The organism is Luteolibacter sp. AS25 (assembly GCF_046736275.1).
Lineage (GTDB): Bacteria > Verrucomicrobiota > Verrucomicrobiia > Verrucomicrobiales > Akkermansiaceae > Luteolibacter.
Genome location: NZ_CP151837.1, coordinates 3,133,641 through 3,153,712 on the forward strand (window position 1 = coordinate 3,133,641; position 20,072 = coordinate 3,153,712).

19 protein-coding genes and 1 tRNA gene are annotated in these 20,072 nt (G+C 54.7%); 14 read left to right on the forward strand and 6 right to left on the reverse strand.

Annotation, left to right across the window (positions count from 1 at the left end):
* Positions 1-59: 59 nt before the first annotated feature.
* Positions 60-698 carry a C40 family peptidase gene (locus AAGA79_RS14435; protein ID WP_411826519.1) on the forward strand — a complete coding sequence of 213 codons (639 nt, stop codon included), beginning with the start codon at positions 60-62 and terminating at the stop codon, positions 696-698.
* 108 nt (positions 699-806) lie between these two features.
* Here the strand turns inward: AAGA79_RS14435 and AAGA79_RS14440 are convergent, their stop codons facing one another.
* Together AAGA79_RS14440 and AAGA79_RS14445 are read right to left on the reverse strand one after the other, a co-directional pair.
* Positions 807-1,466, reverse strand: a complete 660-nt coding sequence (locus tag AAGA79_RS14440; protein WP_411826520.1) for a hypothetical protein — start codon at positions 1,464-1,466, stop codon at positions 807-809.
* 82 nt (positions 1,467-1,548) lie between these two features.
* Positions 1,549-2,766: a class I SAM-dependent RNA methyltransferase gene (locus AAGA79_RS14445; protein WP_411826521.1), complete on the reverse strand. Its 1,218-nt coding sequence runs from the start codon at positions 2,764-2,766 to the stop codon at positions 1,549-1,551.
* 294 nt (positions 2,767-3,060) lie between these two features.
* On the opposite strand from AAGA79_RS14445, the gene AAGA79_RS14450 reads away from it, so the two are divergent.
* The 9 genes from AAGA79_RS14450 to AAGA79_RS14490 all read left to right on the forward strand — a co-directional run bounded on the left by AAGA79_RS14450 (position 3,061) and on the right by AAGA79_RS14490 (position 10,058).
* Positions 3,061-3,648: a helix-turn-helix transcriptional regulator gene (locus tag AAGA79_RS14450; protein WP_411826522.1), complete on the forward strand. Its 588-nt coding sequence runs from the start codon at positions 3,061-3,063 to the stop codon at positions 3,646-3,648.
* The gene (locus AAGA79_RS14455; protein ID WP_411826523.1) at positions 3,641-4,429 is read left to right on the forward strand and encodes a helix-turn-helix transcriptional regulator; all 789 of its coding nucleotides are present in this window, start codon (positions 3,641-3,643) and stop codon (positions 4,427-4,429) included. The genes AAGA79_RS14450 and AAGA79_RS14455 overlap by 8 nt, the downstream gene beginning before the upstream one ends.
* 69 nt (positions 4,430-4,498) lie before the next feature.
* Positions 4,499-5,155 carry a PEP-CTERM sorting domain-containing protein gene (locus AAGA79_RS14460; protein ID WP_411826524.1) on the forward strand — a complete coding sequence of 219 codons (657 nt, stop codon included), beginning with the start codon at positions 4,499-4,501 and terminating at the stop codon, positions 5,153-5,155.
* A 38-nt stretch (positions 5,156-5,193) separates the two neighbouring features.
* On the forward strand, positions 5,194-5,673 hold the full coding sequence (locus AAGA79_RS14465) for a hypothetical protein (RefSeq protein WP_411826525.1): 480 nt from the start codon (positions 5,194-5,196) through the stop codon (positions 5,671-5,673).
* Between the two features lie 25 nt (positions 5,674-5,698).
* Positions 5,699-6,136, forward strand: coding sequence for a hypothetical protein (locus tag AAGA79_RS14470; RefSeq protein WP_411826526.1), 438 nt, complete (start codon positions 5,699-5,701; stop codon positions 6,134-6,136).
* A 17-nt stretch (positions 6,137-6,153) separates the two neighbouring features.
* Positions 6,154-7,311: a hypothetical protein gene (locus tag AAGA79_RS14475; RefSeq protein ID WP_411826527.1), complete on the forward strand. Its 1,158-nt coding sequence runs from the start codon at positions 6,154-6,156 to the stop codon at positions 7,309-7,311.
* A 2-nt stretch (positions 7,312-7,313) separates the two neighbouring features.
* A complete protein-coding gene (locus tag AAGA79_RS14480; protein ID WP_411826528.1) occupies positions 7,314-8,291 on the forward strand; it encodes a hypothetical protein in 978 nt (325 codons plus the stop codon).
* A 30-nt stretch (positions 8,292-8,321) separates the two neighbouring features.
* Complete coding sequence (locus tag AAGA79_RS14485; protein ID WP_411826529.1) at positions 8,322-8,948, forward strand: hypothetical protein; 627 nt, start codon at positions 8,322-8,324, stop codon at positions 8,946-8,948.
* 90 nt (positions 8,949-9,038) lie between these two features.
* On the forward strand, positions 9,039-10,058 hold the full coding sequence (locus AAGA79_RS14490; protein ID WP_411826530.1) for a quinone-dependent dihydroorotate dehydrogenase: 1,020 nt from the start codon (positions 9,039-9,041) through the stop codon (positions 10,056-10,058).
* 43 nt (positions 10,059-10,101) lie between these two features.
* Here AAGA79_RS14490 and AAGA79_RS14495 read toward each other — a convergent pair.
* Positions 10,102-10,173 (reverse strand) — tRNA-Arg (locus tag AAGA79_RS14495).
* Between the two features lie 216 nt (positions 10,174-10,389).
* On the opposite strand from AAGA79_RS14495, the gene fbaA reads away from it, so the two are divergent.
* Complete coding sequence (gene fbaA / locus AAGA79_RS14500; protein WP_411826531.1) at positions 10,390-11,421, forward strand: class II fructose-bisphosphate aldolase; 1,032 nt, start codon at positions 10,390-10,392, stop codon at positions 11,419-11,421.
* A gap of 200 nt (positions 11,422-11,621) precedes the next feature.
* Entirely contained in the window at positions 11,622-13,391 is a 1,770-nt protein-coding gene (locus AAGA79_RS14505; protein ID WP_411826532.1) for a Na/Pi cotransporter family protein, read from the forward strand.
* Between the two features lie 56 nt (positions 13,392-13,447).
* Here AAGA79_RS14505 and AAGA79_RS14510 read toward each other — a convergent pair whose 3' ends face one another.
* Positions 13,448-13,918: a hypothetical protein gene (locus AAGA79_RS14510; protein ID WP_411826533.1), complete on the reverse strand. Its 471-nt coding sequence runs from the start codon at positions 13,916-13,918 to the stop codon at positions 13,448-13,450.
* A 46-nt stretch (positions 13,919-13,964) separates the two neighbouring features.
* Between AAGA79_RS14510 and AAGA79_RS14515 the strand changes: the two genes are divergently transcribed.
* Positions 13,965-16,478, forward strand: a complete 2,514-nt coding sequence (locus AAGA79_RS14515) for a M16 family metallopeptidase (RefSeq protein WP_411826534.1) — start codon at positions 13,965-13,967, stop codon at positions 16,476-16,478.
* A 27-nt stretch (positions 16,479-16,505) separates the two neighbouring features.
* Positions 16,506-17,120, forward strand: a complete 615-nt coding sequence (gene trmB, locus AAGA79_RS14520; protein ID WP_411826535.1) for a tRNA (guanosine(46)-N7)-methyltransferase TrmB — start codon at positions 16,506-16,508, stop codon at positions 17,118-17,120.
* Here the strand turns inward: trmB and AAGA79_RS14525 are convergent.
* Positions 17,117-19,330 carry a ComEC/Rec2 family competence protein gene (locus tag AAGA79_RS14525; RefSeq protein ID WP_411826536.1) on the reverse strand — a complete coding sequence of 738 codons (2,214 nt, stop codon included), beginning with the start codon at positions 19,328-19,330 and terminating at the stop codon, positions 17,117-17,119. The genes trmB and AAGA79_RS14525 overlap by 4 nt on opposite strands.
* Positions 19,331-19,363: 33 nt before the next feature.
* Positions 19,364-20,050: a tetratricopeptide repeat protein gene (locus AAGA79_RS14530; protein ID WP_411826537.1), complete on the reverse strand. Its 687-nt coding sequence runs from the start codon at positions 20,048-20,050 to the stop codon at positions 19,364-19,366.
* Positions 20,051-20,072: the final 22 nt, after the last annotated feature.

Consider the following 20,072-nt stretch of genomic DNA (forward strand, 5'->3'; position numbering starts at 1 on the left):
GTGTTCATCGAAATAAATCCATCAATTGTGCATAGTAAATACACATGGTAGCTTGAGCAATGTTCCCGAAGTCTCTCAGCGCACTCATCCTACTATTCTGCGGCCTCTCCGCCGCACCGGCAGAGAATCAACAACCTGCGATTCTCGAAAGTTCCGAACTGCGCGATTTCGAAAAACTCGAGGAACCCCGCCGGAAACTCATCGAGATAGCCATTGAAACCTCCAGGGAAATGCAGGGCATGCCATACCTCTTCGGCGGGAATGGCCCCAAGGAAGGCGGATTCGACTGCTCCGGCGCCATCAACTATATCCTGCGGAAAATCGATCTCTCACCACCCCGCACCTCATCCGCCCAGTTCGAGTGGGTGCGTGACAACTCCAGCCTCCATCTTGTTTCCAAGGACGCCACAAACGTCGATCACGCCAGCTTTGCCCATCTCAAACCCGGCGATCTTGTATTCTGGTCCGGCACGTATATGCCCACCGATGGTCGGAAACTGGGCATCACCCACGTCGCCGTTTTCATGGGCTATGAAAAAAAGGACGGCCGCGCCGTCATGATCAACGCCACCAACGGCCGCTCCTACCGCGGGAAAAAAGGAAACGGCTTCGGCGTCTACGATTTCCGAGTCCCCGGCTCCAAAAGCAAATCCCGCCTCATCGGCTACGGCACCCCACCCGGCCTCATCAAAAAATAACCAATCCGGAATTTTGATGCGGAACGATGGACACCAGCCACAGCAGCAAAGCCCAGGCTTTGCGCCCTGCGCGTTTACGTTCTTTCATCTTGGAAAGATCCCGGTGCGCTACCGGATCGGCTCGTAGATATTTCCGGTTTTCTTATACTCTACAACTCGAACCCCCTCTTCCCGCCGCGCCAACCGATTCAACACGGCCCCCACTGAGTCCAGATGAAAATCATCTTTGAAACTTGGCGATTGTTCAGAAAGAAAAGCATACAGATCAGTTCTCTCAAAACCCTCGCTCGGCATTTTTTGAAACGCCTCCAAAATCGTATTTTTCAACGGCGAAGGCTTTCTACCACCAACCTTTCTCTCTTTTAGAAGCTCGGTTTTGGAAACGCACAACCGATAGACTGCCGCCTTATTTCCCACAGCCTGCTCCAGTACATCCACGTGTCCAATTCGCTTCAAGAAAACCAGAATCGAAGACCAGGACGCGGAATTAATAGACATTCCCTCCGTGTCTCCGGCAGCTTTTGCCGCAGCCATCAAGGTGGTAAGTGAAAAGCTTCCGTCCGTAGCAGCAATCAACCGCCGCGCGATGGCACGCTTTGGAGGCCCATCATTTTTCACACGGGTGACAGCCCGCCTCTTCTTTGCTGTCTTTTTATTAGTCGCCACTTTTTTTGCATGCCGCTTCTTGGCCATCAGCGCCTTCCGTTTCGCACGAAATTCCTGATCCAATCTCTCCAACTCCTTATTTAACTCAGTTTCAGAAAGCATTCCTGCAAGTGACAAAAAATCGCCAGACTTTCAACGTTATTCGTGAAAAAAGTTACGATCTAACCATCTTATCATTAAGCAGTTATCCCTTAACTAAAATCATCACATTCTCAACATGTCGAGTATGCGGGAACAAATCAAACGGCTGCACCTCTTCCAGTATATATCCACCATCCCGCAGGATCTTGTAATCCCGCACCTGAGTAGCCGGGTCACATGAGACATACACCACACGCTCAGGCCCGAACTCGATCAATTGCGCTAGGAACTCTGGGGTAGAACCCTTCCGTGGCGGATCGATAATCACCACCGTTTCACCCGCGGGGGTATCGATCTCTTTGAAAATCTCCTCCGCATCCGCTTGAAGGATACTCACGTTTTTCAGCTCATTGAGCTCTACATTGTTCTTAGCCCACTTCGCGCCAGCCTCATTCACCTCCACGCCCATCACCTTCTCGAAGCGTCCCGCCAGGCAAAGCCCGAAAAGCCCCGCCCCACAATACGCATCCACCAGATACTTCGCCCCACCGGCTAGCGCCTTCTCACCCACATACCCCGTGAACTTCTCCAGAATAAACGGATTGTTTTGAAAAAACTCTCCCGCCACGAAATCGAATTTCACATCCCCCACCTGCTCGCGGGCAATTGCCTTCGGATTCCTTTCCACCCGGCCCTCGGTCGCCCTCAGCAAAACCGTTGCGCCCCTTCTGAATTGCTTCGCACTAGCACGCACATCCGCATGCACCGCCGGCAGCGCTTCGTTGATTTCATCCATCGCTATCGGGCACTTCTCCACATTCAGGATCTGCCGTCTACCAGCCCGCAGGAACCCGATTTCACTGATCACCCCATCACGCGGCCTATCGAAATGCGGCGTGATTTTTGAGCGGTAGTTCCAAATCTGGTCAGAGCTCTCGCAGAAATTCACATCCCGCTCCTCACCCGCCATGTGCTTTAGCAATTCCCAAACCTGCCGTGTCTTCCACGCCAGCTGCTTCTGGTAGGATAGATGCTGATACTGGCACCCCCCACACTCGCCGAACAACGGGCAACCCGGCTCCACCCTGTCCTCGGAGCGCTCCAGAATCTCCACCAGATCACCCTGCGAGTGATTCTTGTCATTCCGGAAAATCCGCGTCTTCACCAGTTCCCCCGGCAGTGCATACGGCACAAAAACAACCCATCCGTCCACACGTCCCACGCCTTGGCCCAGATTCGTCAGCGAATCGATCCGTAGTTCGATCTCCTGATGATATTCAAAAGGCTCCGGATGAAACTTCTTTGGCGGTCGTTTATGCATAATTTCTCCAGCCAGTAAGCCAGCCCCTGCGGGTAAAAAGCAAAGGGATTTCCACGTTAAATTTCACCCTTATTTTCGACAGTGATTCTCCCCACCGGATAGGACAGAAGCGAACAAACGGGAAAAACTTCCATGTCCGCCCGCGCGGGCTCGAACTGCAGACCCTCGATCGCACGGATTCTGAACGGCCTGCGGCTAACGTTGGGCTTGGCAGTTGCTACTCCTGCAATCGCCAGAGCTATTCCTTGAATCCATCCCCCCAGTCCCTAGACTTTCCATGAATCCGAGTCCCCGATGCATTCTGCAAATTTCCTAGCCCATTCGGACCTGCGGAAACTTGTGCGCCTCATCGGTGACTGCTCTTCACAACAGGGCTCGTTGTCTGAGAAGCAGGCATTCCTCCTCGACGGCCTTGCGGAACTGATTCATGCCGATGGCTGGCAGGTCTCGAGAAACGGCCAAATTCGCTCCGATTCATCGGAACTCCCTTCTACTCATTCATACTCCATCGAGCACACTGAGACTTCCGAAGCCGGCACCAGCCGCATCACCCTTTTCCGGTTGGCAGGAAAAAAAGCATTCTCGATAGAAGAAGAGAAAGCCGCCAACCTCGTCCTCCAGGAAACCGTCTGGCTGCACCACGAAAACCAGAATGCCGATCCGGGACATCCCATTCCGAAACTTTTCCCCCAGGAGCTAAAAACCCTCCGCCATCTCCAGATGGGAAAATCTCGGAAAAAAATTGCTGCGATCATGGCTTTATCGGAAGCCACCATTTCCACCTATACCAAAAGCGTCTTCCGTAAGCTCGGCGTCCACTCCCAGTCGGAGCTCATAAAAAAACTCAACAACGGCGAAATCGAAACACAGCCCAATGACTGATTCCATCTCAACAAACACACCAATCAGTGAAAGCGACGCGCGCGCCATGATCCGCCTGCTCGCTGACACCGCCATCCTCCCCGGCGGTCATTTTGAGAAAAAACGTTTCCTCGTCGATGGCATGGCAGAGCTCATCGGCTCCCACTGCTGGGTCTGGACACTTGGCTGCAAGATCCGCCCGAATGAACCCCAAACCTACGTGGCATTCCTTCACGGAGGCTTTGATGACCGCCGCTTCACCCATTTCCTGGAGGCCATCGAGCACCCGGACATGCCCGCCGCCGCCGCGCAATTCTACCTGGCACTCAGCAGCGGCCAGCACACCACCATGGTCCTTGAGGAAATAGATCCGGACAGCCACTCCATCAAGGGCGAGGTCAGTGAAATCTGGAAAAAAGCCGATATCGGCCCCGTCATCCTCAGCGGCTACCCACTCGATTCGGACTCCACCAGCACCATCGGCCTCTACCGCCCCTACGATGCTCCCCCCTTCTCCCAGCGGGAAAAAGCCATCGCCCATCTCATTCTTAACGAAGTCCCCTGGCTCCACCTTTCCGGCTGGCCGGAAGACCGCGGAGCAGCCGTCCCCACACTCAATAAGAAACAACGCCTCCTGCTCAACCTTCTCCTCGAAGGCCTCCCTCGCAAAGCCGCTGCCGACCAGATGTCCATTTCCGAAAACACTGTCTCCCGCTACGCTTGGGAAGTTTTCCAACACTTCGGAGTCAGCTCTCAGGTCGAGCTGATGAAGAAATTTCTTCTTGCGGACAACAGCCATTAGTCTCGACGCCATCACCCACTGATTTGGGGTATAGTCAGAAACTGGCAACTCCCTCTTCATCGGCGCGTCATGAAACGCGCAACAATTCTCACAGCAGCACTCCTCGCCCTCGCTCACCCGGCTCACTCCGCACAAATCATCATCGACTCCTTTTCCTACACTGGATCGACCACGGACAGCTCCACTTTCGATGACCTCTCCATCTTTGGAGGCGAAATGGATGTGAATAAATTCATCGGCAGCGGCGACAATCTTTCCTCCTACGATGCTGCCATCAACGGCTCCAGTTTCTCCCTCTCCAACCCTTCCACCACAGTAACAGGCGGTAGCATGGGACTGGTTTATGATGGCAACGATGACTCCGCCACCAGCCAGGCATTTGGCCTTGGAATGGATCTGACCGGCACGAATGCCCTCTCGATAGACGTCCTCAGCATCACCGGATCCATGGAAATTGCGTTCACATTGGGACCACAATCTCCGGGACTTAGTTCCAGCGCGTCGTTCACAGTAGATTCTGCAGGCACTTACAGCGTTGCCTACTCATCCCTTTCGAATCAGCCAAACTTTGATCCCACAGCAATCGGATCCATCTATCTCGCTATCAATGGAGTAAACGCAGGAGAAGCCATCTCACTGGATAACTTCCAGGCCATCCCGGAACCCTCAACCGCACTCCTCTCCACAATCGCCATCGGCCTCGCCACCCTCCGTCGCAGAAGATAGCCCATAATCCTGCGAAAATACCCCCAAATCCTAATACCATGAAATTCATCCCATCACTTTTGCTCCCCTTCACACTTTTCCTTTGCTCCTGCCAGAGTCCGAAAGAAAAAACCGCCGATACAAGCACCGAGAAAATCGCCGCGGAACCCACCAGAGAAGCCGCCATCTCCCTCCTGAACCGCCTCGCCGATGATTTGGAAAACGGCAGGGACTCCGACGCAGTGAAACACATGGGGGCCTACCCCGGAGTATCCGAGGCAAAGATGACCGGCGAAATGAAAGGATTTCTCGAGAAGAACGAAATCTCCAGCGCCGGAGTAACCATCCTCGCGGAAAAAGGAAAATGGGGAAAACTCACCGAAATCTTCCCCGAGCGTGGACCACGACTTGCGGAAAAATGGCAGCTGGATCCAGAGGATTGCTGGGCCCTTGGATACGAAGGCGCGGAAGCAGGATTCCACTGGAACGGCGAAAAATTCCTCATCATCCGCTGCGATGACGTAGGAAAATTAAACTAAATCTCATCCACCCCGACTCACCGTCATGAATTTTTTTCTCCCGCTCGTCTCATGCTTACTCATTGCCTCCTGTGCCCCGCAGAATCGAGTAGCGGAGAAACATAACAGTCCCTTTTCCGAATCATTCGTCGCCGACGAAGTCCCGCCCAACAGCCAAACGGATCTGCGCGAACTCATCGCCACCCTTCCCATCTTCGATTTGCCGCCAGGAGAACGTAAATCCTACGTTTACAGTAGCGGAAACCTCACCTCGGGAGAAATCAGCTTCCCCACAGATGGTTCCCAAACCGCCTCATCCCTCAAAAAACTCCCCACCCCGGGCGAGTATCAACTCCGCTACGGTTGGGAAAATGCCATCGGAACCGATATCTACAGGATGAAACGACAGGAAAACGGCTGGCTCATTCTCTCCCGGAAAACTCTCACCAGCGGAATCCAAATGGCCGGCGAAGGCCCGGCCTGAACCCTCCAGTAAATTGTATGAAAGCTCTCATTCTCCTCACATTTCTCGCCACCTACCTCCCCCTCTCCGCCGGATATGAACCAGCCCGACCACTCTCGTTCGAGTACAACGGAAAACTCTTCAATTTCGGAAAAGCAATCAACCTCCCATCCGGCATCTGGAACACCTACCGCACCCTTCCTGCAAAACCCGGTGAAATAGGCATGGAAATCAACTGCGCCTTTGTAAAAACACCGGATTGCTCCCAATACGCCACGAACTATCTCAGCTCCGCAAAAAAACAGCTCCCCGGAGTCGGCACCTTGGCCTTCAACCAGAATGACAAAACATTCGCCGGCTTCTCCATCCACTATCCGGATGTAAAAAACGGCGCTCACAACGTGGAATTCTGGAGCCTCAGGAAACAAGGAGACTTCCCCTTCGCATCCCTGCGGACTTTGAAAACTATCGACCCCACCGATGGCGCACTCGAGAAAATCAAGGAAACCCTCCCCACCACCACCGAAACCGCGCTTAACGAAATCCTCGAGACCGAAATACCACCCATCATCCTGCCCCGCCGCAAAGGCACCACCGCAAAAGTGGAAGGCACCACCACATCGGTGAATCAGGACTACCTCGGAAAAATTTTCGAAGGAGATGGCAAGCCACCGGAGCTCGGCGTTGATTTCGAAATCACCATCCCAACGCGCTACGCAAAAAAAACCGGAGTTATGGGCAAGGAGCGCCCTCCCTACCTTTTCGGCTACGGCCATGTTGGTACCGGAGGAAAACTAATCGAGTCCGTCCGCTTCTCAAATCTCTCCCACGCCGTATCAGCGGACACACTCCCCATTCTTCCCTTCGTCACCATGTTGATCGAAACACAGGCTGTGGATGCCCAAGTCTCCCGTGATGTCGGCGGCCGGATCATGGATCGCTATGAGACCAACATCAACGGCACCCGCGCCGCCGTCATCGTCACGGAAATCACCCGGACAAACAGCCGCCCGATCTACCGCCAATACATAATGATCCCCCGCCCGAACTCGGACAAAGGCATCTTAATCGAGACCTTCATCGACGCCCAGCGGAGCAGCGAAATCAACTCCCGCGAAGACCTCCACGCATTCAAAGGCTTCGCCGGCGAAATCATCGCCAGCTTCTCCTTCAAAAAGATCCCCACCGCAGAATAAGCATGAAACCACTCCTCACCCTCATTTTCACCCTCTCCCTCGGCATCTCCGCCACCACCGCTCAGAACGTATCATGGCCCTCCCGCCTCAACGAAGCCTACGCCTTCGTCCTCGGCCAAAATATGTCACTCGAAGCCATCATCGAAAAAATCCCCGAACTCGCACCATCGGCAGGGAAAGCCTCCGCTGCCTTCGATTCCAGCCCCTACGCAAAAGGCTTCGCAGGAGTCCGGAGCACCATCGAAGACGAACTGGGGGAAGGCTACACCGCCTATGAGAAAAATATGGCGAAAATGATGTCAGAAGCTGTCTCCACCCAGAAGTTTACCGAAGCAGCCGCCACAACCTTCATCTCGGAAATCGAGGCTCGTGCCCGTGGCAACATGGACGCAGAGGTAAAACGAACACTCCTCGCCACCCACCCGGACTTCGCGGGAAATCCCGAGGCAGAAATGAAACAAGGCTTCCGCCAGCGATTCCCGGCGAAAGGTTCCCCCCAAGCCACAAAAGCCGGCTTTTCGGTTACCTTTCCCGCGAGCTGGAGACCATGGACTCAAAACGACCAGTATTCACTCGGCCTCTTCAGGAGCCAGGCGGGCACCGGCCCCATCATCTGCAATGTCATGCTCAATGAAATCAAAGCACCCTCTGGCCAAATCGCCACCGAGAACGACCTAAAATGGCTACTACAGGAAGAAAACCTCAAAAGTATTCTTCCAGCCGAAGCCACATTCATCTCCTCGGAACCCACCAAACTAGGAGGCGCCCCCGCCGCAATCATGAGCTTCGAACAACTCAGCCCCAGAGGTGATTTCCGGGTCCGATCCACCCAGTTCATGACCATGGACGGAAATAAACTTCAATCCCTCCTCTTCTTCTTCCGCGTAGTTGGCGAACCGGAGAAATCCCTCGATCAAATGGAAAAGGAAAATCTCCCCACCTACCAGCTTATCGCCGATACCTTCACACGGTCGAAGTAGATTCGCAGCTGTTTTTCAGCCCATGAAACCATGGAAAACGACACCTCAAAGCTGAAGCAGCTCAACCTCAGGGTAGTGATTCTCTGCGGACTGCTCGTCGCCCTCTGCAGTTTCATCGGAACCATCTGGGCTTGGCCACCGCTCGCCGGTTGGCTACCGGCCGAAACCGTTACAGTCGAAATTTTTGATTCCGACAAAGGCACCTCCGTCTACAGCAGCGGCCGCACCATCAACACAATGACCAACTTCTCGATCAAGGTCATTGATGAAACCGGCACGCGCCAGAGCATATCCTGCCCAAAGGAAACCTACCTCGCCATCGACCGATTCGGCATAGCCAGCTCACTCAAGCTCATCCGCAATCCACGATTCAAAACCCCCGTTGCCTTCCTCCAGCAATCTGAATCACTCCTAAAATCGGTAGATATCAGCGTGCAAGGAGAACACCCTCACCCACCGCCCCAGCACCTACCCTTCGTGCGATATCCGGTGGTCTGGTTTGTGTCCGGACTCTTTCTATACACCTTCACACTCCTCCTCACCCTCGGAATGCTGACCTTCCCCGGCAGCCGGGCGACCGTCATTCCCGCCTGCACCATCGGAATTCTTGCCGGCATCACCCTCGGCATCGCCAGCACAACCCAGATCTTAGGCTAGAGCCTACAAGTCGGCGGCGCCTCCGAACTTTTTCCACCCGCAGTTCTTCCGTGTTGGACGTTCGAAGTTCATTATCCCATAAAAAACGCCGTGATCCACGCCGCCTATCCCTTCGCTCGTAAACTCCTGTTCTCCCTCGATGCCGAAAAGGCCCACCACACCAGCATGGCCGCCCTCCGTATTTCGGAAAGATCCGGCATCCTGAAGCACCTTTCCCCCACATACCCGAAGTCGGAACCCATCGAACTCATGGGCCTGAAATTCCCCAACCGCATCGGCCTCGCCGCTGGCCTCGATAAGGAAGGAAACACCATCGACGCCCTCGGCCGTCTCGGCTTCGGCTTCATCGAGATCGGAACAATCACGCCCCGCCCACAGGATGGAAATCCGAAACCCCGCCTCTTCCGCCTCATCCCTCACGAAGCTATTATCAACCGCATGGGCTTTAACAATCCCGGGATCGACATCGGCGTAGCAAACGTCCGCACCTCGACCACCTTCCAGGGCCCCATCGGCTTCAACATCGGCAAAAATAAGGACACTCCCAACGAAAACGCCGCCGATGACTACCTCGCATGTCTCGAAAAAGCCTACCCGGTAGCCGACTACATCGCCGTAAATCTCTCCTCCCCCAACACACCCGGCCTACGCGATCTCCAGGCAGCCGACTCCTCCGCCCGCCTCCTGGAAACCCTCAAAAAATCCCAGGAAAAACTTACCACCCAACACGGTCGCCACGTTCCTATCCTCTTCAAAGTCGCCCCCGACCTTTCGGACGAGGAAATCAAAAATCTTTCCCGAACATTCCTCGAAGGCGGCCTCGAGGGGCTCATCGCCACCAACACCACCCTCGACCGGGAGAAAGTAGCAGGCCACCCATATGCCAACGAAGCAGGCGGCCTTTCCGGCAAACCGGTCACCCAGAAAGCCACCGAAACCATCGGAAAATTCTCCAACGAATTTTCCGGAAAAATTCCCATCATCGGAGTGGGAGGAATCTCATCAAAAGCAGATGCCGAAGCCAAATTCCAGGCAGGCGCCTCACTTGTCCAGATCTACACCTCCTTCATTTATCAGGGTCCCTCATTGGTGAGGGAACTCATCGCATAGCCCGCCGCTCATCGATTTCCGGATCTACCGGATCGCAGAAAAATGGTCCCGCCAGGAATCGAACCTGGAACTACGGCTTCGGAGACCATCGTCCTATCCATTGGACCACGGGACCTTCTCTTTCGTGAGGCGCAAGGACATACCCACCCGATAGACCCATTGCAAGCAACAACAGTTGCTGCCCACTCATTCCCACACATTGTCAGGCAGTTACACATGCACCACCGGACAAACCAAAAACAAACAAAGGCACATCCAAGAAAAACACAGAAAAACGAAGAAAATCTTAGGACTTGCGAAGGCATACCTACTGCTTTAATCACAACCTGTCATGCCAATCGCTACCCCAGCCCAATATGCCGCGATGATTGATGCCGCCCAGAAAGGCGGATACGCCTACCCGGCCATCAACGTCACTTCCATCACCACCATCAACGGTGCCCTGAAAGCTTTCTCCGAGATGAAATCGGATGGTATCATCCAGGTTTCCACCGGTGGTGGCGAGTTCGCATCAGGCACCAGCCTCAAGGACGCCGCCTTCGGCGCAATCGTCCTCGCGGAAGCCGCACACATTCTTGCCGAGAAATATGATATCCTCATCGGCCTCCACACCGACCACTGCCACCCGGCCAAGGTCGACAGCTTCCTGAAGCCTCTCCTCGAAGCTTCCCGCAAGCGTATCGCAGAAGGAAAAGGTCCACTTTTCCAATCACACATGTTCGATGGCTCAGTCGTGGATCTTGAGGAAAACCTCGAGATCTCCAAAGCCCTTCTCAAGGAATGCGCCGAACTAGGCATCATCCTCGAGGTTGAAGCCGGCTGCGTCGGCGGTGAGGAAGACGGACACGATACCTCCGGCCTTCCTATCGATAAACTTTACACCACCCCTGACGATATGGTGCAGGTATACGAAGCGCTCCAGCCACTCGGCCGCTTCATCTTCGCAGCCACCTTCGGCAACGTACACGGCGCCTACAAACCAGGCTCGGTAAAACTCAAGCCAACCATCCTCAAGGACGGCCAGAAAGCAGTCATGGACAAGCACGGCCCGGAAGCAGAAATGGACCTCGTCTTCCACGGCGGCTCCGGCACATCCGAAAGCGATCTCCGTGAAACTCTCGACTACGGCGTCATCAAGATGAACATCGATACCGATACCCAATACGCCTTCACACGCCCTATCGTCACACACATGTGCGAGAACATCGAAGGCGTCCTCAAAATCGACGGAGAAGTCGGCAACAAAAAAGCCTACGATCCACGCTCCTACCTCAAGAAAGCCGAACAAAGCCTCTGCGACCGCATGAAGATCGCTTGTGAGGACCTTCTGTCTTCCGGAAAAACCATCTTCGGCACAGTATAATTACCCGCCGATAGCTCATTTCCCCAAAGCCGACCTCCTCACCGGAGCGTCGGCTTTTTTTGCGTTCAGACAGCAGTTCAGGGCGGTCCGTTATTTCCATCTAGCAGACTCCCACCCCAACTAAATGTGACGTTTTTGACACATATAAAAGTTTTTCTGCTCGTAGTATCCATTCGTATGGTGACAAATGCGCGGCTCAGATGTTTATCGCAAGCTTCTCAATTTGGTCCACCGCAGCTAGTCTACTAACAGTATTGGGATCCCTAGGGATCTTCCTCTACGGCATGAAAATCATGTCCGAGGGAGTTCAGAAAGTAGCCGGGGACAAAATGCGCGCCGCCCTGGCGGGTATGACCAGCACCCGCTTTCGCGGAGTAATTACCGGATTCTTCACAACCACGCTGGTCCAGTCCTCTTCCGCATCCACAGTCCTTGTGGTCTCCTTCGTAAATGCGGGACTACTGACTCTCGTCCAAGCAACAGGGGTCATCATGGGCGCAAACCTCGGCACCACCACCACAGCCTGGATTGTAGCCCTCATCGGGAAATTTTCCGTCGCAAAAATCTCCTTACCGATGATCGGGATAGGACTGCCACTCTTTTTCGCCGGGAAAAACAAAGGGCGCAACTGGGGTGAAGCACTCATCGGCTTCGGCCTTGTTTTTCTGGGTCTAGGCCTACTGAAAGACTCCGTCCCTGATCTGAAAAGCATGCTGGAGACTGATCCGGCGATGGCCCATCAAATCGAAAATATCATCCGCCTCCTAAGCGGTCACGGCTTCGGTTCCGTCATCTTCTTCATGCTGGCGGGTATTGTTCTCACTCTGCTTGTCCAGTCATCTTCCGCAGCCATGGCGATCACCATCACCTGTGCACTGAACGGCTGGTTCGGCGATGTGGCCACAGACCCCATGGGAGTTTTCCGATGCTCCGCAGCCATCGTTCTCGGCGAGAACATCGGCACAACTGTCACTGCCTGGCTAGCCTCCACCGGAGCCTCCACAAATGCGAAACGGGCTGCGCGAGCCCACTTCACCTTCAATGTCACAGGTGTGATCTGGTGCCTCGTCTTATTCTATCCGTTCACCAGCATAGTCTGGGATCTTGCCGGAAAACTCCCTCCCGGCCTCCGTAGCGCCAATGCCGGCCTCTCCCAGTCGGAAATCGCCTTCGCGACAGCAATTTTCCACAGCGTATTCAATCTCGCGAATATCCTGCTTCTCGTATGGTTCATCCCCCAGATCGAGCGTGTCGTAACCTGGTGGGTGAAAGACGATGAGAAAGACTCCAAAACCAAGCTCCGCTACATCGGCAGTTCACTGGTCGACATCGGCGAGCTTAGCCTTGCGGAAGCCGATATCGCCGTAAAACGGATGGCAGATCTGACCTCGGAGATGTTTGATGGCATGATGGACGTTTTTGGCAGACCGCACGAAGACCTCTCTGAGCGTGTGGCCGAGCTCAAGAATATGGAAGATGTTTGTGATGAAATGCTCCATGACATCACTTCTTACCTGATCCAGTGCTCGACCCACGAGATCGGTTCAGGAAATGCCGCCCACATCACCTCCCTGCTCCGGATTGCCGCCGAGCTGGAGGAAGCCACCGATAGAATTTACCGAATGGTGAAGGTAGTTCAGCGGAAATACGAAAAAGGCCGTGATTTCACTGAGATCCAGCACAAGGATCTTTCAGCAAGTGGCTCCGAGGTCCGGATGCTCCTTATTGTAACACGGAACTCTCTCCACAATCCGGATCCCACCACCTTGGAACGGGCAAATGCGATCGAGGATCGAGTGGACCGCCTGCGCAAAAAGAACAACAAAGCCGCCTCCCAGCGTATGCAGAACGGCTCCACCGTGCAAACTGAGATGATCTTCGTTGATCTCAACAACCACATGGAGGCCGTGGCCAACCACCTTCTGAATGTCGTGGAAGCTAGCGAACCAAGCATAGCCACCTCCTTCTAGTATCCTCCTGGGAGTAGAAACCGATCGAGACCCACTGCCGAAAAAATAGTGCCAAACTACTGACCAAACGGCCTACCCGTTTCCGGATCGATCCCAATCATTCGGAAAACATCTTTCGCCACTCTTTCGGTCATCTCAGTGGATAGCTCCGCCTCCCTGCGGGTGCCCTTCATTCCCACATTGATCGATGGCATCGGCCCTACATGGGTTTCAGTCAAACCTACTTCCACGAAGAGCCGCTTCTTCAGTTCTACCAAAGCCGCATCCTCGCCGGATACACCGAATTTCCCGACAAGACCAAGATCAGAAATGACCTTTTTCAGAATTTCGTCCTTTCTCAATTCGGTATCAATTTTGGACGCAATGTTCTCCTGCTCATCCAACGGGGTCTCTAGGTTCAAAGGAATCGGCACCCAGATATTGGCTGGTTTCCCCTGCGAAAACTCACGATATCCATAGAGACCGCCGCCGCCAATCAGAGCCAGCCCCACCACCGCCAGTGCGGCCCATAAGATCCATCGTTGCATAGCACGGATTTATGCTGCATCCATCCTACATCCAAGCAGGAACTTCATGGAATACCCTCTCACTCACGCTACCCGACACACCCTCCCCAACGGCCTCACCCTTATCCTTGATCCAGACGCCTCCGCGCCTGTCATCAGTGTCCAGGCATGGGTTGCCACCGGAAGCATCCACGAAGATAAAAAACTAGGCACCGGCCTCTCCCATTTCCTTGAGCACATGGTATTCAAGGGCACCCGGGACTACTCGTCCGATGGCCTCGCCCAAGCCGTCCAGGCAGGAGGCGGGCACTGGAACGCCTATACCACTTTCGAGCGCACCGTCTATTACATCGATGGGCCCTCACACTCACTTGAAACATTCCTGAAATGCCTCACCGGCCTCGTTTTCTTCCCGCTCATCCCCGAGTCGGAGTTCGAGGGCGAAAAAGACGTGATCCGCCGCGAGATCGACATGGGCCTCGATGATCCGGACAACGCTGCCATCCGCCTTCTCCTCTCCACCACCTACGCCGTGGACGCACGTCGCCACCCCGTCATTGGCCACCGCCATCTGTTTGATGAAATAGCCTATACGGATCTCACGGAATACCACCGCACCCGCTATACCCCGGACCGCACCCACATCGTCATTTCCGGCGATTTCGATGCAGACGAGGCACGCGCACTCGTCACCAGCCTCACCGCTGACTGCAAAATCGTCTCCGGCCCGGAACCTCACATTCAGGTAGACCCTCCACAGATCGGCCCCCGAGAACGCTTCGATACCTTCGAAATCCCAACCAGCCGTCTCTGCCTATCCTGGAAAGCTCCAGCCATCGATCACCCGGATGCACCCGCTTTTGATCTCCTCGCCGCCATTCTCGGCCGCGGCAAAGCATCCCGCCTCCACCGCACACTCCGCGATCAACGCCAGCTGGCTCTCGAAATCTCCGCCTGGACCTGGATCGGACCCGGAGAACAAGGCATCTTCGCCGTCTCCGCGGAAACCCAACCGGAGAAACGCGATGAACTAAAGGCAGCCATCCTTGCCGAAATCAACGAACTCGCCGCCAGCCCACTCGAAGACGAGCTCGCAAAGGCCAAGCGTCAGACCGCCGCCAGCCAGTTCCGCTCACTCGTCACCGCCTCCGGCCGCGCCTCGGACCTCGCCTCGAACTGGCATGAAGCACGCGATCTAAACTTCACCCGCAGCTACCTTGCCGAGATCAACTCGGTAACCGCAGCAGATATCCGCCGCGTCGCCATGAAGCTCTCGGAAAACCGACTTACCTTCACCTCCCTCGATCCCGAAAACTTCGTCCCAATCGTCGCAGAGAAAAAAGCAGCAGCAGCAGCGCAAAAAATTTCCACGCACACACTCAGCAACGGCCTCCGCGTAGCCCTCCTCCCGGACCACCGCGTCCCGCTAATTCATTTTCAGGCCACCGCCCGTGCCGGCCTTCTCTCGGAAACTCCGGAAAACAATGGATTGAACCAACTATTCGGTTCCGTGCTGCCGAAAGGCACCACATCACGCACCGCAGATGAAATTTCCATCACACTGGAGACTCTCGGCGCATCAATCTCCGCTGGCACTGGCAACAATGCCATGCTCGTTCAGGCCTCCGGCCTCTCCATCGATAGCCAGCCAATCCTCGAAATCTTCGCGGACGTCATTAAAAACCCCATCTTCCCCACAGAAGCCATCGAACGCGAAAAAGCCTCCCAGCTCGCCGCTCTCGAAGAAGCAATAACGGACCCACTCCACTGCTGCTTCGCACAGGCCCGCAGCAGTCACTTCAGTGGCCAAGGCTACGGCCTCGACTCACTCGGCACCGTGGATTCACTCACAAAACTCCACCGCCTGGACCTCGCCGCCCACCACTCCCTCCATTTCAATGCCGCAAACCTTACCCTCGCCATTGCAGGGGATTTCAACCCTGAAACCATCATCCACCTTCTCGAAACTCACCTCGCAGATCTCGCGGAAGGCACCCAATGGACCCCACCTGCCTCCATTCTAAACATAGGGAAAACCATCTCCACCACCCTTCCCAAAAAGCAGGCAGTCCTGGCGATCTCCTACCCGGGTGCGGGAATTCACGATGATGAGCGCCACGCCCTCTCCTTCATCAACGAGCACTCCTCGGACATGGCCGGCCCACTTTTCGGCCGCATCCGCGAAGAACTCGGCCTCGCCTACCGCGTGGGTGCTACCCAATTCCTCGGCTATGACAAGGGCACCTTCACCTTCTACCTCGCCACTTCGCCCGATCAGATCGAGCTAGCAACGACAGAGCTTAAGAAGGAAATCCAGAAAATCGCCACCGAAGGCATCCCCGAAGACACCTTCGAGCGAGTTCGCTCCACCGTCCTCAGCGGCACCGCCCTCAGGCAGCAGTCGCCCTCCTCCAACGCCCGCCACGCAGCCCTCGATATCCTATTCGGGAAGCCCGCTGACAGCCACCTGCTCCTTCCGGAAATTTATAAATCCATCACCCCGGAGACAGTAAAAGCAGTGGCTAAAAAGATCTTCGCAACCGAGCCCACAGTATCCATCATTCTCGGAGAAAAAGACTGAGTCCCAGACTCCACTGAGATTAAACACATGAACACGCTCCCAAGACCTCCGATTTCAGACAAAGAGCTCGTCCCCGCCCACTACTTCCAGCGGTTCGACCTCTCGGAAATCAAAAAAGGAGATCGCGCACTTGAGTTCGATCTCGGTTGCGGAGACGGCTCATTCCTCATCAATCTAGCCGCCCACCACCCGGACCGTGACTTCATCGGGGTAGAAAGATTGCTCGGCCGCTGCAAAAAAGTCGCAAAGCGCATCAAACGCGCGGAACTGGACAACGCGAAAATTCTCCGACTCGACAGCAAATACGTCGTGGAATGGATGCTTCCTGCCGCGAGCGTCTCGCGCATCCATCTCCTTTGCCCCGATCCTTGGCCAAAGGCAAAACACCACCGTCGCCGCCTCGTGCAGATCCCCTTTCTGCAATCGGTCAAAGCCGCCCTGGAGCCTGGTGGAGAATTCCTCTTCATGACTGATCACGAGGAATATTTCGAATACGCCTGTGAAAATATTCATGCCTCCGGCCTCTTTGAAATCCTTCCCTGGGAGGACGATTCATTTTTCTACCCCAAGACAGATTTCCAAAACCAATGGGAAGCGGAAGGAAAATCCATGCACCGTATCCGTTGCAAAAAATCCAGCTAACGCTTCTTCAGCGCCATCCTGGATTTATCCAGAAAGCCATCTAGAACCATCTTCCCATTTTCTACGGAAATGGTTACACCGCCTGCTTTCGATTGGTCGACCACCACGAAATCAGCCTTCTGCCATTTCCTGATCTGTTGAATTCGGAATGCATCCATCACGCTTCCGCCACCCCGCGCTACAAGTATTGCCGCAGGATTCACCTTCTTCAAAAATGGCTTGGTCAGACTCAGATCTGACTCATGCATGCCTGCCACGATCAGATCAGCAGATAAATCCACCCCGCTGGCCAACAGCGCCTCCTCGCTCAATCGCCCGGCATCTCCCATCCACAGCACCTTCCAGTCATCCCAGTGGATCATCATTACCAGAACCCGGTCATCCGCCACAGATCCCCGGTTTTGATCCAGCGGTGATAAAACTACCTCCGCCCGTACACCACCTCCCAGGTCCAACACATCCCCGGCCGCCGGTTCCACATCTTTCATACTGCCTACTGCACTATCCTTCCAGCTTCCCAAAAGCGATGTTCCGCCATCCGGCTCAACCAATGCCACCTGTTTGATCCGGAACATCTGATTCATCAGCTCAGAACCCGCCACATGCCCCGCGTCCTCGTGGGTAAAGATCACCGAATCCGGACTAATCCGCAAATTTCTCAAAGAAGAAGCCACCACCGCTTTCAAATCATACTTCCCTCCGGAATCGATCATCACAGCGCCACCGCCGGAGGAGACAAAACATGCAGCCCCCGCGCCGTAGTCCAGATCGTAGACTATCAATTCCTCCTCATCGGCACGTCCCACCTGCATCCACGCTCCGGGAAGCTCCGAAAAGAACCGCGCCGATGCAGAACAGCTGGCAGCCATCAGTGAATTCATCCGGTTCAGCCCTACCGAACCTGTCCGCGAAATAGGAAATAAAACCGAGGAGATCATCGCAATCCCCAACACAAAATACACCTGCAACCCTAGAACCACCGTAGCCACTAGCGAAATCGGAGTCACAACCCCGAAGTGAAATGCGGTCAGAAACAAAGACCCTGCCCACGCCGCAGTCGAGACAGCTAGCGCATCCACCAGCTTTCTGCGGAAACTGTACCACTGCCGTGCCCACCAGCCCATTTCGCTGTCCGGCAAAAACATTTCCTTTCGCGAGATCCAGGAAAACAGCCTTCCCGCATACCCTCCTGCCAAGCCGATCGAACCCACCACTCCATAGGAAAGCTGCACACCCGGCATTCGAATTATCTGTGGATTCAGCAGCAGATTTACAATTAACACCGCCCCCAGCGAGTTCAACAAATCGCTCCTGCGCTTCAATAGAAACGCCCCGAGAAACACACTACCCATCCAGGCGGCCCGCGTTGCCGCCGGCCCGTTTCCCGTCAACCAGGTATAGAAAAACATAGCCGCGATAATCACCGGTATCGCCCGATTCCTGCGTAGACCCGACCATTTCAGAATCAGCCAGATCATCGAGCCAACCATCAGCACATGCATCCCGCTGACCGTAAAAACATGCAAAGTCCCGCTTTCGCGAAAATGACGGATAAGCTCCAACGAGGCATCGGATCGCTCTCCCATTACCACTGCGCGGATCACCTGCGCGGCCTCCCCTTCCTGATCCAGGCCTGCTACAATTCCTTCCCGAAAATCCGCTTTTATCCCCGCAAGCAATCCACTAACCGGCCCCATCCATTGCTGCGACCTCATCTCACTTGCTTGGAAAATCGCCACCACCTCCTTAGGTCTCAGAAATTCAGCCCGTTCCAGCTCTCCCGGATTCCTCGCAGGCTCAAATCCAGAAAAAACGCCCCATGCGGAAAGTTCCGTCCCCTCGGAAGGAGCTTCACCCACTCCGCTCCATAGAACCTTCGCACCGTCATAGTCCTCTCCGTGCAACCGGACAATACCACTCCAAAAACCCTCATCTCCTTTTCCATCCTCCAGTAGCCGCGCCTCCACGTAAGCACTACCGAGTTCAGCAAAACTCTCCTCGTCGGCAATCTGCCGCGCATCTTCAAATGCAATCCTGCCAATCACCAGCGCGCCAAACGCCATCAGGATCAAGCAGACCCGCCACTTACCCGCAAGCCACCCACACCATGCTATGATCGGAAAAGCCAGCCATAACCCCGGCGCCCACAAATCGCGAAGCGCCAGAAGAAAAACTCCCGCTACTGCCAGCAGAAACAGAGGCCTTGCCATCCACAAAGGCCTCATAAGCTCAGCAACAAAGGCTTACGCCATCCCCCACTCCTGCAACTTGCTACGGGCATTTGCCGAATGCCTCGTTTCAGGAAACAGCTCTGACACCTGACTCAGGATCTGTGCCGCGAAGTCGCGCTGCTGGAGGTCTTCATCATAGACCTCAGCCAGTCGGAACATAAGGAATGTAGCATCGTCCACCTCCCATTCTTGACCTTCGAGCGCCGCCTGCAACGTCGCCGCGGCAGCCTGCGGATCTTCTTTGTTCACCCGGTAGATCTTCGAAATCTCCACCCACGGCATTCTACTCGTAGGATCCTGCTCCGCCACCTTCCTGAACGATTGTATCGCCAAATCCCATTCCCCCTGCGCCATGAACACCCTCGCCTCATGAAACGGATCCGGCTCGACCTCCTCACCACTGTCATAAACCGCATGCGTTACCTTCTCCGCCAACATTGGGAGAATTACCGTGGCGAAAAGGATTCCGGCCAAGCCAGCACTCATGAAAGTCAGGAGAATTCCCGAAAAAATTCTCGGCCCCTCCTTGGAGTTAAGTTCCACCTTTAGCTCGGCGATCTCTTCATCAGGCACTCCCTCATTGTATAGTTCATCGATCTTCTGCTCAAGCTGGGTCGCCTCTTTCCCAGCCTCGTTAAACTTATACCAACTACCCGCAACGAGTAACGCCAGAATAGCCATCCATATATATCCCTTCATGACCACATATCTTGAACATGAT